The sequence below is a fragment of the Herbaspirillum autotrophicum genome (assembly GCF_001189915.1).
Taxonomy (GTDB): domain Bacteria; phylum Pseudomonadota; class Gammaproteobacteria; order Burkholderiales; family Burkholderiaceae_D; genus Herbaspirillum; species Herbaspirillum autotrophicum.
In genome coordinates this window covers 1-15,973 of the sequence record NZ_LFLS01000023.1, presented here as the reverse complement: position 1 = coordinate 15,973, position 15,973 = coordinate 1, and the positions used below count along the sequence as shown (strand labels likewise).

The following is a 15,973-nucleotide window of genomic DNA, read 5'->3' as shown; positions in this document are numbered from 1 at the left end:
ACGGCATGAAGTCGTCTCCGGTTTCGCTGCTGATACACAGTGCCGACTGGCTGGTTACCGTGGATGACCAGCGCCGCATCATTCGGGATGGCGCCATTGCCGTCGCCGGTGACCGCATCGTCGCCGTCGGCAAGACGACTGATTTGCGTGCATCCTTTCAGGCCGACAAGGAAATCGACGCCAGCGGCCGGCTGGTGTTGCCAGGTCTGATCGACACCCACGTACACAATTCGCAGCAACTGGGGCGCGGACTGGCGGATGGCTGCGATATCCCGATTCATCTGCTGCAACGCCTGTACGGCTATGAAGCGCAGTTGATGGAAGAAGATGCCTATTGGGCCGCGATGAATTGTCATTTGGAGATGATTCGGGCCGGTACTACTTGCTTTCTCGATCCCGGCAATTACTTTCCAAAGCAGATGGCGCAAGCGGTATCGGACAGCGGTTTGCGCGGCGTCATCGCGCGCATTGCGTTCGATGTGCATGCGACAGCATTGGGCGGCCTGGCCGACAACGTCCGGCGCGAAAGCACCGATGAAGCGCTGGCGCACGCGCAAGCTGCCATCGATACTTATCACGACACGCAGGATGGACGTCTGCGTACCTGGGTTGGCTTGCGCATTCCGGCGGTTTGTTCCGATGACCTGATCCGGCGCGCCAAAGCGATGGCAGATGCCAACGGCGTCGGCCTGGTGCTGCATGCTTCCGAAGCACGCGATGAAGTGGTTGCTTCGCGGGTCAAGTTCGGCATGCCCGATGTCGAGCGGCTGGCCAAGCTCGACGCCTTGGGTAAAAACGTGCTGCTGATTCACATGGGATGGGCTAGCCCGAAAGAGCTGGCATTGACCTTGCGGCATCAAGCCTGTGTCTGCTGTACGCCATCAACCGGATTCCGGGCCGGCATGGGCAGCATGGAATTTGGCCGGTTCCCGGAACTGCTGGAACTGGGCGCGACGGTTGCACTTGGTTCAGACAGCGCCATGTCCAGCAATTATGTCGATATTGTCCGGCAAATGTCGCTGGCATCTGGCGCCGCCAAATCGCAACGGCTTGATCCGACCATCATGCCGCCGGAAACAGTGCTGGAAATGGCGACCCTGCATGGATCGCGCGCCTTGTTGTGGGATGACCAGATCGGCTCCATCACCGTCGGCAAAAAAGCAGATATCACCATGTTCGACACAATTCGCCCGGACTGGCAGCCGGTATTGAATCCGCTGGCCAATCTGGTTCACTCGTCGCGCGGCGGCGCCGATACCGTCATTTGCAACGGTAAAGTGCTGATGGAAAAGGGGGTGGTCCTGTCGATTGATGAAGGACGCACCTTGCACGAAGCCGCGGTACGCGGCCAGCGCATTGCAAAACAGTCGGGACTGCTGGACGCCATCAAACCGTTGTGGCCGGTCTCCTGAGATTCAACCGCGCTCTCACTCAGCTTTCAACGCCCGCCGATACTGAATCGCTTCCGCCACATGCGCCTTGTGGACGCTTGGTGCTTGCGCCAGATCGGCAATGGTGCGGGCGATTTTCAGTGTGCGGTGGCAGGCGCGGGCCGACCAGTTGAGGCGTTGCATGGTGTGCTGCAACAGCTGCTGGCCGGCTTCATCGGGCGTGCAATGCAGATCGATGGACGCAGCGCTGAGCCGGTTATTGTCGTGGCCCTGACGGTCGCGCTGGATGGTCGAGGCCTGACCGACCCGCCGCGCAATGTCGGCCGACGGTTCGCCGGCAGCTTGCGTCAGCAGCTCTTGCGGTGTCAGCGCCCCTACTTGAATTTGCATGTCGATGCGGTCCAGCAACGGGCCGGAGATTTTTCCCTGATAGCGTGTTACCTGATCCGGCGTGCAGCGGCAAGGGCGCAGCGGATGGCCGAGGAATCCGCACGGACAGGGATTCATGGCCGCAATCAATTGAAAACGGGCAGGAAATTCTGCTTGCCGCGCAGCGCGTGAAATCGTGATACGTCCTGATTCGAGGGGTTCGCGCAAGACTTCCAGTACTTTGCGGTCAAATTCCGCGAGTTCATCCAAAAACAAGACACCATGATGGGCCAGCGATATCTCACCCGGACGCGGATTGCCGCCACCGCCGACCAGCGCCACTGCGGAAGCGGTGTGATGCGGAGCGCGATAGGCGCGCCGCTTCCAGCGTTCGCTGGCGAAACTACCGGCCAGCGATTGGACCGCAGCAGCTTCGAGCGCTTCGGCATCGGTCATGGCGGGCAGGATACCGGCAAAGCGCGCCGCCAGCATCGACTTCCCGGTACCCGGCGGCCCGACTAACAGAACACTGTGGCCTCCGGCTGCCGCGATTTCCAGCGCCCGTTTTGGCAGCAATTGCCCTTTGACGTCGCTGAAATCGGGATGCTCGGCAGGTGCCTGGCGCACGCTCGGGCGATGGCGCACCAGCTTGCTCTCGGCATCCAGCGCCGCAAAATGCGCGCAGACCTGCAGCAGTGAATCGGCCGGGAAAATTCTGGCTTGGCTGACGAGAGCGGCTTCGTCGGCATTTTCGCGTGGCAGGATGAAGCTGCGCGAAATGCCGGCGGCATCATTGTGCATGGCACAGGTCATTGCCAACGCGCCGCGTACCGGGCGCAATGCGCCCGACAGCGACAACTCGCCGGCAAATTCGTATTGATCGAGATCGGTGCCCGGCATTTGCTCCGAAGCGGCCAGGATGCCGAGGGCGATGGGCAGGTCAAACCGGCCCGACTCTTTGGGCAAATCGGCCGGCGCCAGATTGACGGTAATGCGTTTGGAAGGGAATTCGAAGCGCGCATTTTGCAACGCGGCGCGCACGCGGTCTTTGGATTCCTTTACCTCGGTCTCTGGCAAGCCGACGATGGTAAAGGAGGGCAAACCGTTGGCCAGATGAACTTCCACCGTGACCTGCGGCGCCTGCATGCCCGCCAGGGCACGGCTTTTCAGAACGGCCAGACTCATGGTCGGCGCGGGGGGTAACCCGGTCGGCTCACTCGGGTTTCTGTCGCGCTTCGAGTTCGGTCACGCGTGCTTCCAGCGCTTCCAGCTTGGCGCGGGTCTTGGCCAGCACTTGCGCCTGAATGTCGAATTCCTCACGCGTCACCAGATCCAGCTTGGAAAAGCCTTGGCTCAGCATGGCCTTGACGTTCTTCTCTATGTCCTTGGCCGGCGAGTTTTCAATTGCCTTGTTGATCTTTGATTGGAGATCTTCGAAAAATTGGGGTTTGTCCATGATATGCCTCTGCTCTGCTGTAAAGTTCTTTCAGTGTAGCCGGTTGTTGCCAAAGGGGAAACCTCGGCGTGGTCCTGCTTATCGGTACCTTCCATGTCATGGCGGTCCCGGCAATTGCAAGATGATCCGGCCGCAATCCGCCCGGGTGGCGGCAAGGACTTATCAACAGAGGTTTATCTGACGGGGTATATATGAAGACAGCGGTGAATGTCAGTGATTACATTGCGGCGTTGCTGCCGGCCGGTCTGGCAGTAGCGGCCCCCTGGCAACTTACTTCGCAGGCGGAATACTATATAGGGCTGTTGTTGGCGACCTTGCCGGCATCTGAATACGTGCGGGACGGCGAGGTGGCGATTCATCGCAGCAGTACGGTCGAGTCCGGAGCGGTCGTCAAGGGACCGGCCATCATCGGACCGCGCTGCTTCATTGCTGCCGGCGCCTATCTGCGCGGCGGCGTCTGGCTGGAAGCCGATTGCATCATCGGCCCCGGCGCCGAGTTGAAAACCACATTCATGTTTGCCGGTTCCAAGCTGGCCCATTTCAATTTCGTCGGCGATTCGCTGATCGGACGCGACGTCAATCTGGAAGCCGGCAGCATCGTCGCGAATTACCGTAATGAGCGGGAAGACAAGGAAATCCTGGTGCGTACCGAAGCCGGCCTGATTGCGACCGGCGTCACCAAGTTCGGTGCGGTGCTGGGCGATCACAGCCGCATCGGTGCCAACGCGGTGCTGGCGCCCGGTGTCTTGCTGTTGCCGCACGCCATCGTGAAGCGGGGAAGTGTGCTGGATCAGGAGCAAGACGCCGGCGGTGCCTGACATGGCCCGTCTGACCGGGAACTGCCAAATGGCGACTGCACTTTTTTTGTGCATTCTGTTTTTTGTCGCACCGGCTTTGTGAAAAAAGAACGCAATACATCAGGAAACAGCGGTCTGGAACGGAAAAATTTGTGATTTGGCATTAAAAATGGGGTGGCATGGCTCCTGCTATATGTGTTGTGCGGAAGGTTCGACAATTCGATGTTCAACACACACTCTGAGGGACGCCATGAAAAAAATGATTCTTGCAACAGCGATCGCAGCAACATTTGTTACCGGTTTTGCGCACGCAGAAGATGCCAAGCCAGACAATGAAGTCAGTTTCAACGCCGCCGTAGTCAGTGACTATCGTTATCGCGGCCTGACACAGACCCGCTTTGATCCTGCATTGCAAGTCGGGGCCGACTATACCCACAATCCGACCGGATTGTATGCCGGTACATGGCTGACCAACATCAAGTGGATCAAGGACGCGGTGAATAGCAACGCGAGCACCGCAGGCCAGGGCAAGGGTAGCGTGGAATGGGATATCTACGCTGGTAAACGCGGTGATATCGGCGGTGGTTTTACCTATGATGTCGGTGGTCTGTACTATTACTATCCATCCAATAACAACGATCTGATCGCCAAGAATGCCAATACTTTCGAACTGTATGGTCAAATCGGTTACGGTCCTGGCTACTTCAAGTATTCTCAGTCATTGACCAATCTGTTTGGAGCGCCGAACAGCAAATACAGTCAGTACTTTGACCTGGGCGCCAATTTTGATGTCGGTTACGGCATGACACTGGGCTTGCATCTGGGGCATCAGGACGTTCGCGGCAATCCGGCTACTGCCAGCTACACTGACTGGAAAGTCGGCGTCAGCAAGACCTTCGAAGAACTGGCTGGCATCACGTTGGGCGCAGCTTATGTCGGCACCGATCTGAAAGATGGTGTCGCCAGCACTCCGGATGGCAAGAATGTCGGCAAAAACGGCTTTGTGTTCACCCTTAGCAAAACTTTCTAATCGAGGCCGGTATGAAACTGATTACAGCAATCATCAAACCATTCAAGCTTGACGAGGTGCGTGAAGCCTTGTCGGCCATCGGCGTGCAAGGCATCACCGTGACTGAGGTCAAGGGATTCGGGCGCCAAAAGGGACACACCGAGCTGTATCGCGGTGCTGAATACGTAGTCGATTTTTTGCCAAAGACCAAAATCGAAGCAGCGGTAGACGAATCCATCGTCGAACGTGCGCTCGAAGCAATCGAGGCAGCGGCCCGTACGGGCAAAATCGGCGACGGCAAAATCTTCGTGCAGGATTTGCTGGAAGTTATTCGTATTCGTACCGGTGAAACCGGTAAAGATGCACTTTAAGGGGAATCGCATGAGCATGAAAAAAATGTTTTCCAGTGCCCTGGCAATTGGCACGTTGTTGTTGGCGGTAGGATTTGCAGCGCCGGCGCAGGCACAAGATGCGCCGAAGCCGGAAGCCGCTGCCGTCACTGCACCCGTAGCAGAAGCACCGAAGGCTGAGGCACCTGCTGCTGCACCAGCGCCGGCCGCTGCTGCAGCCGCGCCGGCAACCCCGGCCACAGCTGCACCGGCACCGGTTCCGAACAAAGGCGACACCGCATGGATGCTGGTATGTACTGCATTCGTGATCCTCATGACCCTGCCGGGCCTCGGCCTGTTCTACGGCGGTCTGGTGCGCAGCAAGAACATGCTGTCGGTGCTGATGCAATGTTTCATGATCTTCTCGCTGATCTACATTCTGTGGTTCGTCTATGGCTACAGCATCGCGTTCACGGAAGGCACCTCGTTCTTCGGCAGCTTTGACCGCTTGTTCCTGCACGGTCTGACCGGCGATTCGAATACCGCAACCTTCAGCAAGGGCGTCGTGATTCCTGAACTGGTATTCGTGGCCTTCCAGGGTGCGTTTGCCGCCATCACCGTGGCGCTGATCATCGGTTCGTTCGCTGAGCGCATGAAGTTTTCCGCCGTGATCGCTTTCTCGGTCCTGTGGTTCACCTTCTCGTACCTGCCAATGGCGCACATGGTCTGGTTCTGGCCAGGTCCGGATGCATTTACCGACGCTGCTGCTGCGGAAAAAGCCACTGCCATCTCCGGCTGGTTGTTCCAAAAGGGCGCGCTTGATTACGCCGGCGGTACTGTCGTGCATATCAATGCTGCGATTGCCGGTCTGGTCGGTTCGTATGTGATCGGCAAGCGTGTCGGCTACGGCAAGGAAGCATTCAAGCCGCATAGCCTGACGCTGACCATGGTTGGCGCCTCGTTGCTGTGGTTCGGCTGGTTCGGCTTCAACGCCGGTTCGGGTCTGGAAGCCAACGGTACTGCTGCAGTGGCTTTCGTCAACACCATCCTGGCAACTGCTGCTGCAGTGCTGTCGTGGAGCTTCGGTGAGTGGATCGGCAAGGGCAAGCCTTCGATGCTGGGTGGTGCTTCCGGTGCGGTGGCTGGTCTGGTGGCGATTACGCCGGCTGCCGGTTTCGTCGGTGTCGGTGGTGCGGTCGTGATGGGTTTGCTGGCCGGCTTGCTGTGCCTGTGGGGTGTCACTGGTCTGAAGAAGTTGCTGGGTGCAGACGATGCGCTGGACGTGTTTGGCGTGCATGGCGTCGGCGGTATCCTCGGGGCCTTGCTGACTGGCGTGTTTGCAGCGCCTAGCCTGGGCGGCAGCGGTATCTATGACTATGTCACCAACGCCGTTGCTCCGGATTACTCGATCGGCGGCCAGGTCTGGATCCAGTTCGAAGGCGTACTGACTACAGTCATCCTGTCCGGCGTAGTGTCGTTCATCGCCTACAAGCTGATTGATGTCGTGATCGGTCTGCGGGTGACGGAAGAAGAAGAGCGCGAAGGTCTGGACATTTCCAGCCACGGCGAATCGGCTTATCACTCCTGATTGAAGACAGATCTCCAGAGGTTGGCAACAACCTCTTTGAAAGCGCCTCGTACGGGGCGCTTTTTTTGTCTTTAAAAAGGCAATTCCAGCACCATGTAAACGACCTCTCCACCAGAAATTCACGGTTGCACTGCAACGCAGATCAGCGAATACCGCTAGAATTGGCGATTCGCCGACGCTGCGCCGGAAGTGATTTCGCAGAAAAAAATAAGGTTTTTTTATGGTTCCGCATCTTGTCACCGCCTTGAATGGTCCGCTTCTGGATCTGGAAAAGAAGATTCTGGCCGCGACGCCCGCGATTGAGCGCTGGTTCCGCATGGAGTGGCAAGAGCACACGCCGCCGTTTTATTGCTCGGTCGACTTGCGCAATGCCGGTTTCAAGCTGGCACCGGTCGATACCAATCTGTTTCCGGGCGGTTTCAACAATCTGTCGCCGGAAATGCTGCCGCTGGCAGTACAGGCGGCGATGGCCGCAATTGAAAAATATTGCCCGGATGCCAAGAATCTGTTGCTGATCCCCGAAAACCACACCCGCAATACCTTTTATCTGCAGAACGTCGCGCGTTTGATGCAGATCTTCCGTCAAACCGGTCTCAACGTCAGACTCGGCAGTTTGTCGGATGACGTCAAAAAGCCGAAACAGATCGAATTGCCTGACGGCAGCATGATTACGTTGGAGCCGCTTGAGCGCTCCAAGAATGGTCGTCGTCTCGGCTTGAAAAATTTCGATCCTTGTACCGTATTGCTGAACAATGACTTGTCCATCGGCATTCCTTCGGTACTGGAAGGCTTGCATGAGCAGAACGTATTGCCGCCGCTGCATGCCGGTTGGGCCGTGCGTCGCAAGAGCAACCATTTCGCCGCCTACGACGAAGTCGTGAAGAAATTTGCCAAGCTGGTCGATGTTGACCCATGGATGCTCAATCCCTTGTTCACCAAATGCGGCGGCATCGACTTCCAGCAAGAAGGCGGCGCCGATGGTCTGGCAGACAGTGTCAGCAGCCTGCTGTCCAAGATTCGCAAGAAATACAAGGAATACGGCATCAAGGAAACCCCGTTCGTGATCGTCAAGGCCGATGCCGGTACGTATGGCATGGGCATCATGACCCTCAAGGATGCCAGCGAAGTCAAGGATCTCAACCGCAAGCAACGCAACAAGATGGCGGTCGGCAAGGAAGGCCTGGACGTCAGCGAAGTAATCATTCAGGAAGGCGTGCATTCATTCGAGCGTATCAATGAAGCGGTGGCCGAGCCGGTGGTGTACATGATCGACCGTTACGTGGTCGGTGGTTTCTATCGCGTGCATGCCGATCGCGACGTCAATGAAAACCTGAATGCGCCGGGTGCGCATTTCGTGCCGCTGGCGTTTGCCCAGCAGCATGCCTTGCCTGACATGCATGCCAAGCCGGGGACCACGGCGCCGAACCGCTTCTACCTGTATGGCGTGGTCGCGCGTCTGGCATTGCTGGCGGCATCGCTGGAAATGGAAAAGACAGACCCGAATCCGGAAATCTACTAATCAATTGCACGAGACCCTTTCATGAAAATCGCATTTCTTGCCGATCCGCTGGATACATTCAAGACCTATAAGGACTCCACCTTTGCCATGATGCGCGAGGCGGCCCGGCGCGGTTACAGCATCTACGCGTTCGAGCAGAAAGACATCGTGCTCGAAAGCGGCTTCGTCACGGCGAATGTGGCGCGCATCACCCTGACGGGCGATGCCGATGACTGGTATCGGGCAGAACCGGCGGCATCTGTCTTCCTGTCTGAATTCGATGCCATCGTGATTCGCAAGGATCCGCCATTCGACATGGAATACATCTACACCACGTATCTGCTGGAACTGGCAGAAAAGCAGGGGGCACGGGTTTTCAACAAGCCGGCGGCGATTCGCAATCACAATGAAAAACTGGCGATCGGCCAGTTCCCGCAATACACCGCACCGACGCTGGTGTCGCGCGATGAAAAGCGCTTGCGGGCATTTCATGCCGAGCATAAGGACATCATTCTCAAGCCGCTCGACGGCATGGGCGGCACCGGGATTTTCCGCATCGGGCAAGACGGCATGAATCTCGGCTCCGTTATCGAGACACTGACCGACAATGGCAACCGGACCATCATGGTGCAGCGCTTCATTCCTGAAATCGCGGCCGGCGACAAACGGATCCTGTTGATCGGCGGCAAGGTCGTGCCGCATGTGCTGGCGCGCATTCCGCAAGGCGGCGAAGTGCGCGGCAATCTGGCGGCGGGCGGTCTGGGTGTGGCGCAGGCGATTTCGCCACGCGAACTGGAAATTGCCGAAGCCTTGGCGCCGGTTTTGTCTCAGCGTGGCCTCTTGCTGGTAGGATTGGATGCAATTGGCAATTATTTAACAGAAATCAATGTTACCAGTCCGACTTGCTTTCAGGAAATCACGCAACAAACCGGCTTCGATGTCGCAGCGATGTTTATCGACGCACTGGAAGAAGCGGTCAGGCAGTAAACTTCCCGAAGTAACAAAGTCACGATGTTGTCTTTATTTGGCGTAAAAATTCATGGTCGGTATTCTCTTATTAACGCATGCGCCCCTGGGGCAGGCATTCATCTCTGCCGCCACGCACGTATTCCGGGGCCAGCCGGATCGGCTTGACGCCATCGATGTGGTGGCAGATCAGAATCCGGCCGAAGTGCAGAAACTGGCGGCGGAATCGGTCAGGCGTCTGGACGACGGCAGCGGCGTGCTGGTCATTACCGACGTCATGGGCGGTACGCCATCCAATTGCACCGGTTATCTGTGTGCGATTGAAAATGTGCAGGTGATTGCCGGCATCAGTCTGCCCATGCTGTTGCGGGCGCTGACGTACCGTAACGATACCCTGGATGTCGTGGTCGAAATGGCGCTGGCCGGCGGTCAGAGTGGTGCGGTCAGGGTCGACAATCGTATCCGGGTTTCCTCTCCATAAAAACAGAAAGAAGCAACATGATTCAAAAAGAACTCGAGATCATCAACAAACTCGGTTTGCATGCGCGTGCATCGGCCAAATTTACCCAGTTGGCTGCAAAATTCAAAAGTGAAGTCTGGATGACGTTCAACAAACGTCGGGTCAATGCCAAATCCATCATGGGCGTGATGATGCTGGCAGCGGGAAAAGGCAGCATCATCACGCTGGAAATTGAAGGTGAAGACGAGCAGGCCGCGTTTGACGCGCTGTCGGCCCTGATTGCGGACCGCTTTGGCGAGGGCCAGTAAATATTGGAATTTTGTCGTTTTTACTTTTGTTTAACCGTTTGCATTTTGCGCACGATTGCAAAATCCGGCGTTGTCCGGTAAGGTCAATCAGGGCCTGCTGACAGGCCCAGGCTACCGCGATAATGACGGAATAATAAAGTAACGCAGGAGACAAACGCGATGGCATCCTTTACCTTACACGGCATCCCTGTTTCTCAGGGCATTGCAATCGGCCGGGCGCATCTGCTTGCCGCCGCTGCGCTTGATGTAAAACACTATCTGATAGCAGACGAGCAAGTTGAGGCCGAGGTCGAGCGCCTCAGAAGTGCGATTGCTGCGGTGCACCAGGAATTGCTGGTGATTCGCAGCGACTTGCCGAAGGACGCGCCGCCGGAACTGGGTGCGTTCATCGACGTGCACGGCTTGATTCTGTCCGATCCCATGCTGGCGGAAGTGCCGCTCAACATCATCCGGCATCGTTACTACAATGCCGAATGGGCGCTGGTCACCCAGATCGATGAACTCTCGGCGCAGTTCGATGAGATTGAAGATCCCTATCTGCGTGAGCGCAAGGCGGATATTCAGCAGGTCGGCGAACGCGTACTCAAGGTCCTGACCGGCACGGCAATTACCCTGCCGGCGGCCGGCACGGCTGACGGTGTACCCGCCAGCATCGTCGTCGTCGCGCATGATATTTCGCCGGCAGATATGCTGCAATTCCGCGATGGCGCCTTTGCCGGTTTCGTGACCGACCTCGGCGGTCAGAACTCGCATACGGCGATTGTCGCGCGCAGTCTGGATATTCCGGCTGCGGTCGGCATGAATGACGCTTCGACGCTGATCAAGCAAGACGACATGCTGATCATCGACGGCGACGCCGGTGTCGTGATCGTCGATCCGTCGCCGCTGGTGCTGGCGCAATATCGCGCGCGCCAGGAGCGCATGCTGCGTGACCGTAAAAAGCTTGGCCGTCTCAAGAAGACGCCGGCGATCACGCAAGATGGCACCGAAATCAAGTTGCTCGCCAATATTGAGTTGCCTGCCGACAGTGCCGCCGCCCTTGAGGCCGGGGCTAACGGCGTCGGCTTGTTCCGTTCCGAATTTCTGTTTCTGGGACGCGCCGGCCATCTGGAAAAATTTCCTTCCGAGGACGAACAGTTCGAGTCTTACCGGCAGGCGGTAGTCGCCATGAAAGGCCGGCCGGTTACCATCAGAACACTTGATGTCGGCGCAGACAAACCGCTCGATGAAGATGAACAAACTTCATTGAATCCGGCGCTCGGCTTGCGCGCGATCCGGTATTGCCTGAGCGAACCGCAAATGTTCCTGACCCAATTGCGGGCGATCTTGCGTGCCTCGGCATTCGGTCCGATCAAATTGCTGGTACCGATGATGGCGCATGCATTTGAAATCGACCAGACGCTGGCGTTGATCGGGCAAGCCAAGGAACAGTTGCGCCAGCGCAAACAGAAATTCGATGAGCAGATCCTGGTCGGCGCCATGATCGAAATTCCGGCAGCCGCGCTGGCCTTGCCGATTTTCATCAAGCGTCTCGATTTTCTGTCGATCGGCACCAACGATCTGATTCAGTACACGCTGGCCATCGACCGCGTTGATCATGAAGTCGCGCATCTCTACAACCCGTTGCATCCGGCTATTCTGTATCTGCTGTCGAGCGTCATTTCGATGGGGCGCAAGGCCGGCATTCCGGTATCGGTCTGTGGCGAGATGGCGGGCGATGTCAAATGGACCCGCTTGCTGCTTGGTATGGGGTTGCTGGAATTCTCCATGCATCCGGCGCAATTGTTGTCGGTCAAACAGGAAATCTTGAACAGCGACCTGACCTTGCTGGAGCCGCAAGTCAAGAAAGTGTTGCGCGCCACCGAAGCCTCGGCCATCGCTGCCGCCATGGAGCAATTGCAGACCCTGACCTCGGAGGTGGAAGTCAAATTGACGGCCCGGCGTCGTTAGCCGGTTCGATACAGTGCCGTCGTCCGTTTGACGATAGGCCCTGACTTGGTTATTCTTGCAATACGCGCCGATTTGAATGGTTTTACCAACCTCAGCTTGCGGGCGCCGGGACTCGATCCCAATAAATACGGCTAAAGCGAGCTTGGATGTGTGCAGGACAAGCCCAGAATTTAGCCCGTGAGCGAAAGCTTCCGGGCTTTTTCTTTTTCAGACCGCCAATAACGTGCAAGCAGGATGAAGGGCGGCTGGCAAAACGGATGGAAGGAATTATGTCGATAGGAATCGTATCGCCTCAGATCATGCATTTTGCAGAGCCGCTGGCGCTGCAGAGTGGCGCCGCGCTGGCAGATTACGTGCTGGTCTACGAGACGTATGGCACGCTCAACGCCGAGCGTTCGAACGCGGTGCTGGTCTGCCATGCCCTGAACGCCTCGCATCACGTGGCCGGGGTGTATCAGGATGAACCGGACAACGTCGGCTGGTGGGACAACATGGTTGGCCCCGGCAAGTCGCTCGATACCGACAAGTTCTTTGTCATCGGCGTCAATAACCCCGGCTCTTGTTTTGGCTCCACCGGCCCGATGAATGCCAATCCCGCCACCGGCAAGCCTTATGGCGCTGAATTTCCGGTGGTGACGGTGGAAGACTGGGTCAACGCCCAGGCGCGTCTGGCCGATGCGCTGGGGATACAGCAGTTTGCCGCGGTCATGGGCGGTTCGCTGGGCGGCATGCAGGCGCTGGCGTGGAGCACGATGTATCCGGAGCGTCTGCGTCATTGCGTGGTGATCGCCTCGACCTCCAAGCTGTCGGCACAAAATATCGCCTTCAACGATGTCGCCAGACAGGCAATTCTGACCGATCCGGAATTTCACGGCGGCGACTTCTATGCACACGGCGTGGTACCAAAAAACGGCTTGCGCGTAGCGCGCATGGTCGGCCATATCACCTATCTGTCGGACGACGACATGGCCGAGAAATTCGGTCGCGATCTGCGTTCCGGGGAATATCAGTTCGGCTTCGGCATCGATTTTGAAATCGAATCCTATCTGCGTTATCAGGGTGATAAATTTTCGACCTACTTTGACGCCAACACCTATCTGCTGATCACCAAGGCGCTGGATTACTTCGATCCGGCCAAGGAATTCGGCGGCGATCTGGCGCAAGCATTTGCGGCGACCAAGGCCAGTTTCCTGCTGGTCTCGTTCACCACTGACTGGCGCTTTTCTCCCGAATGCAGTCGCGAAATGGTGCAGGCGCTGGTCAGCAACAAGCGGCGCGTGAGCTATGCCGAGATCGATGCCCCGCACGGGCACGATGCATTCTTGCTGGAAGACGCGCGTTATCTGAAAGTGGTACGCGAATACTACGACCGGGTCTGGACCGAGATCGCAACTGAGGAGCTGGCATGAATTTTCCCGAATTGCGCGTCTTGCGTCCGGACCTCGCCTTTATTGCGCATTGGATACGCGAAGGATCGCAAGTGCTGGATGCCGGTTGCGGCGATGGTGTCATGCTCGATTACCTGCAGACGGACAAACGCTGTGTCGGCTACGGCATCGAGATCGACGACGACAAGATCCCGGCATGCATTGCGCGCGACGTGTCGGTGATTCAGCAAGATCTGGAGGGTGGCCTGGCAATGTTCGGCGACAATGCCTTCGATACCGTGCTGTGTCTGTCTGCATTGCAGATGGTCAAGGATGTCGAAGGCATCTTGCGCGAAATCGCCCGGGTCGGACGCGATGCCGTAGTGTCGTTCCCGAACTTCGCCTATTGGCCGCACCGGGTGGCATTGCTGCGCGGACGCATGCCTGTGTCGAAGTCGCTGCCCTACGAGTGGTACGACACCCCCAACCTGCGTTGCGCGACAATTCAGGATTTCGCCGAACTGGCTGACGATGTCGGGCTGGAAGTGCTGGAATGGGTGGCCTTGCACGAGGGGCAGCCGGTCACCTTCCTGCCCAACTGGCGTGGCAGCCTGGCGGTATTTCGCTTAAAGAAAAAGCAAACATCGGCCTGAGCGGTGTTGCCGATATGCTACTGTATCGGGTCCCGGCGCACCGGCCGGGACGAATCCTCTTCACTTTCCCCGCCTTATGAACAATCCCAAGATTTCCTGGCATAGCTATCTCAACCGGCGCATGCTGATTTGCGTGTTCCTCGGTTTTTCATCGGGGTTGCCGCTCTTCATTTTGCTGAGCTTGCTGCAGGCATGGCTGGCCAAATCGGGATTGAACGTCAAAGCGCTGGGTTTGTTCGCGCTGGTGATGTTTCCCTACACCTGGAAATTTCTGTGGTCGCCGCTGATGGATCGCTTTCATTTCGGCAAGATGGGGCGGCGCCGGGGCTGGATGTTTTTTACGCAGCTGGCATTGTTTCTCGGCATCGGCGGACTCGGCATGCTGGACCCGCTGACGCAGGTGCCGATGATTGCGTTCGTGGCGTCGATAGTGGCGTTTCTTTCTGCCAGTCAGGATATCGCCATCGATGCCTTCCGGCGCGAAATTCTGCCGGAAAACGAACTGGGGCTGGGCAGCGCCATCCATGTCAATGCCTACAAGCTTTCCGGCATGGTGCCTGGCGCGCTGTCGCTGGTGCTGGCCGACATCATGCCATGGCAGACCGTATTCTGGATTACTGCCGGCTTCATGCTGCCGGGTCTGGTCTGCACCTTGCTGGTCAAAGAACCGGTGGTCTATGGCTCGCCGCCGAAAAGCATGCGCGAGGCGGTGGTGGCGCCATTCAGGGAATTTGTCACGCGCGCCGGCTGGGGTAATGCGCTGTGGGTGCTGGCCTTCATTTTTCTGTACAAGCTCGGCGACAGTATGGCGACCGCGCTGGCGACCAAGTTTTATATCGACCTCGGATTCACCATGACGCAGATCGGCGTCATTTCCAAAACTACCAGCTTGTGGGCCAGCGTGGTGGGAGGCATTGTCGGCGGGGTTTGGATGATCAAGCTCGGAATTAACCGTGGTTTGTGGATTTTTGGCGTGATCCAGGCCGTGGCCATTCTTGGTTTTGCGTGGCTGGCGAATGCCGGACCGGAGCCATGGGTACTGGCCATCGTGATCGGTTTCGAGGCGTTTGGGGTGGGTCTCGGTACTGCCGCTTTCGTCGCCTACATCATGCGTGAAACCGATCCGCGCTATACCGCCACGCAATTTGCCCTGTTCACCAGCCTGGCTGCAGTGCCGCGCACCTTCGTCAATTCGTCGGTCGGCTACATCGTGGCGTATACCGGCTGGTTCAATTTCTTCATCCTGTGCTTCATTCTGGCCTTGCCGGGCATGTTGATGCTGCCGCGCATTGCGCCATGGAAGGAGGTGCGCAAAACAACACCGCCCTTGCCTGAATGACAATGAATCGGCTTGTCATGAAAAATAATGCATTCCCTCTGCAAAATTAAGTTGACAGAGCAAGGGTGTATCACTATAGTTTCGAGTTCCCTGCGCGGAGAGGTGGCCGAGTGGTTAATGGCAGCAGACTGTAAATCTGCCCTCTTACGAGTACGCTGGTTCGAATCCAGCCCTCTCCACCATTAATGGGACAGTCGTAAAGTATTCCGGGCTGTGAAGTGTGTAGTGTCCTCGCGGGTGTAGCTCAATGGTAGAGCTGAAGCCTTCCAAGCTTATGACGAGGGTTCGATTCCCTTCACCCGCTCCAGTTTTAGTTCGGTTGTGCTGTTTGGTAATTGGCACGGCCGGCAGGTAAGCCCTTGTAGCTCAGTGGTAGAGCACTCCCTTGGTAAGGGAGAGGCCACGTGTTCAATCCACGTCAAGGGCACCAGTTGTATTCGTAGTAATGTCGCTGCAGCAAGTCAGCAAGTCGGTCGGGCGCATTGCCTGAACA

General features: G+C 57.3%; 15 protein-coding genes and 3 tRNA genes. 16 read left to right on the top strand and 2 right to left on the bottom strand.

From position 1 onward, the window contains the following. Nucleotides 1-5: 5 nt before the first annotated feature. Nucleotides 6-1,412, top strand: a complete 1,407-nt coding sequence (locus AKL27_RS17435) for an amidohydrolase family protein (protein WP_157056974.1) — start codon at nt 6-8, stop codon at nt 1,410-1,412. 15 nt (nt 1,413-1,427) lie between these two features. Here the strand turns inward: AKL27_RS17435 and AKL27_RS17430 are convergent, their stop codons facing one another. Further along, nucleotides 1,428-2,945, bottom strand: a complete 1,518-nt coding sequence (locus AKL27_RS17430; protein WP_050464130.1) for a YifB family Mg chelatase-like AAA ATPase — start codon at nt 2,943-2,945, stop codon at nt 1,428-1,430. Between the two features lie 28 nt (nt 2,946-2,973). Then, a complete protein-coding gene (locus AKL27_RS17425; protein WP_050464129.1) occupies nt 2,974-3,216 on the bottom strand; it encodes an accessory factor UbiK family protein in 243 nt (80 codons plus the stop codon). A 191-nt stretch (nt 3,217-3,407) separates the two neighbouring features. On the opposite strand from AKL27_RS17425, the gene AKL27_RS17420 reads away from it, so the two are divergent. The 15 genes from AKL27_RS17420 to AKL27_RS17350 all read left to right on the top strand — a co-directional run bounded on the left by AKL27_RS17420 (nt 3,408) and on the right by AKL27_RS17350 (nt 15,910). Then, nucleotides 3,408-4,034, top strand: coding sequence for a DapH/DapD/GlmU-related protein (locus tag AKL27_RS17420; protein ID WP_050464128.1), 627 nt, complete (start codon nt 3,408-3,410; stop codon nt 4,032-4,034). 229 nt (nt 4,035-4,263) lie between these two features. Then, the gene (locus tag AKL27_RS17415; RefSeq protein WP_050464127.1) at nt 4,264-5,043 is read left to right on the top strand and encodes a TorF family putative porin; all 780 of its coding nucleotides are present in this window, start codon (nt 4,264-4,266) and stop codon (nt 5,041-5,043) included. A gap of 11 nt (nt 5,044-5,054) precedes the next feature. After that, the gene (locus AKL27_RS17410) at nt 5,055-5,393 is read left to right on the top strand and encodes a P-II family nitrogen regulator (protein WP_050464126.1); all 339 of its coding nucleotides are present in this window, start codon (nt 5,055-5,057) and stop codon (nt 5,391-5,393) included. 10 nt (nt 5,394-5,403) lie between these two features. Further along, nucleotides 5,404-6,939, top strand: a complete 1,536-nt coding sequence (locus tag AKL27_RS17405; RefSeq protein WP_050464125.1) for an ammonium transporter — start codon at nt 5,404-5,406, stop codon at nt 6,937-6,939. 220 nt (nt 6,940-7,159) lie between these two features. Beyond that, nucleotides 7,160-8,458, top strand: coding sequence for a glutamate--cysteine ligase (gene gshA / locus AKL27_RS17400; RefSeq protein ID WP_050464124.1), 1,299 nt, complete (start codon nt 7,160-7,162; stop codon nt 8,456-8,458). Between the two features lie 21 nt (nt 8,459-8,479). Continuing rightward, nucleotides 8,480-9,424, top strand: a complete 945-nt coding sequence (gene gshB / locus AKL27_RS17395) for a glutathione synthase (RefSeq protein ID WP_050464123.1) — start codon at nt 8,480-8,482, stop codon at nt 9,422-9,424. Between the two features lie 52 nt (nt 9,425-9,476). Beyond that, complete coding sequence (locus AKL27_RS17390; protein ID WP_050464122.1) at nt 9,477-9,884, top strand: PTS sugar transporter subunit IIA; 408 nt, start codon at nt 9,477-9,479, stop codon at nt 9,882-9,884. A gap of 17 nt (nt 9,885-9,901) precedes the next feature. Continuing rightward, nucleotides 9,902-10,171, top strand: coding sequence for an HPr family phosphocarrier protein (locus AKL27_RS17385; RefSeq protein WP_050464121.1), 270 nt, complete (start codon nt 9,902-9,904; stop codon nt 10,169-10,171). A 159-nt stretch (nt 10,172-10,330) separates the two neighbouring features. Then, a complete protein-coding gene (ptsP, locus tag AKL27_RS17380) occupies nt 10,331-12,121 on the top strand; it encodes a phosphoenolpyruvate--protein phosphotransferase (protein WP_050464120.1) in 1,791 nt (596 codons plus the stop codon). Nucleotides 12,122-12,390: 269 nt separating this feature from the next. Next, on the top strand, nt 12,391-13,530 hold the full coding sequence (gene metX, locus AKL27_RS17375) for a homoserine O-succinyltransferase MetX (RefSeq protein WP_050464192.1): 1,140 nt from the start codon (nt 12,391-12,393) through the stop codon (nt 13,528-13,530). Then, the gene (gene metW / locus AKL27_RS17370) at nt 13,527-14,141 is read left to right on the top strand and encodes a methionine biosynthesis protein MetW (RefSeq protein ID WP_050464119.1); all 615 of its coding nucleotides are present in this window, start codon (nt 13,527-13,529) and stop codon (nt 14,139-14,141) included. The genes metX and metW overlap by 4 nt, the downstream gene beginning before the upstream one ends. 76 nt (nt 14,142-14,217) lie before the next feature. Beyond that, on the top strand, nt 14,218-15,480 hold the full coding sequence (locus AKL27_RS17365; RefSeq protein WP_050464118.1) for an AmpG family muropeptide MFS transporter: 1,263 nt from the start codon (nt 14,218-14,220) through the stop codon (nt 15,478-15,480). A gap of 96 nt (nt 15,481-15,576) precedes the next feature. After that, a tRNA-Tyr gene (locus tag AKL27_RS17360) sits at nt 15,577-15,662 on the top strand. 51 nt (nt 15,663-15,713) lie between these two features. Further along, nucleotides 15,714-15,787: transfer RNA gene (locus tag AKL27_RS17355), tRNA-Gly, on the top strand. A 48-nt stretch (nt 15,788-15,835) separates the two neighbouring features. Further along, a tRNA-Thr gene (locus AKL27_RS17350) sits at nt 15,836-15,910 on the top strand. The last annotated feature ends 63 nt before the right edge of the window (nt 15,911-15,973 follow it).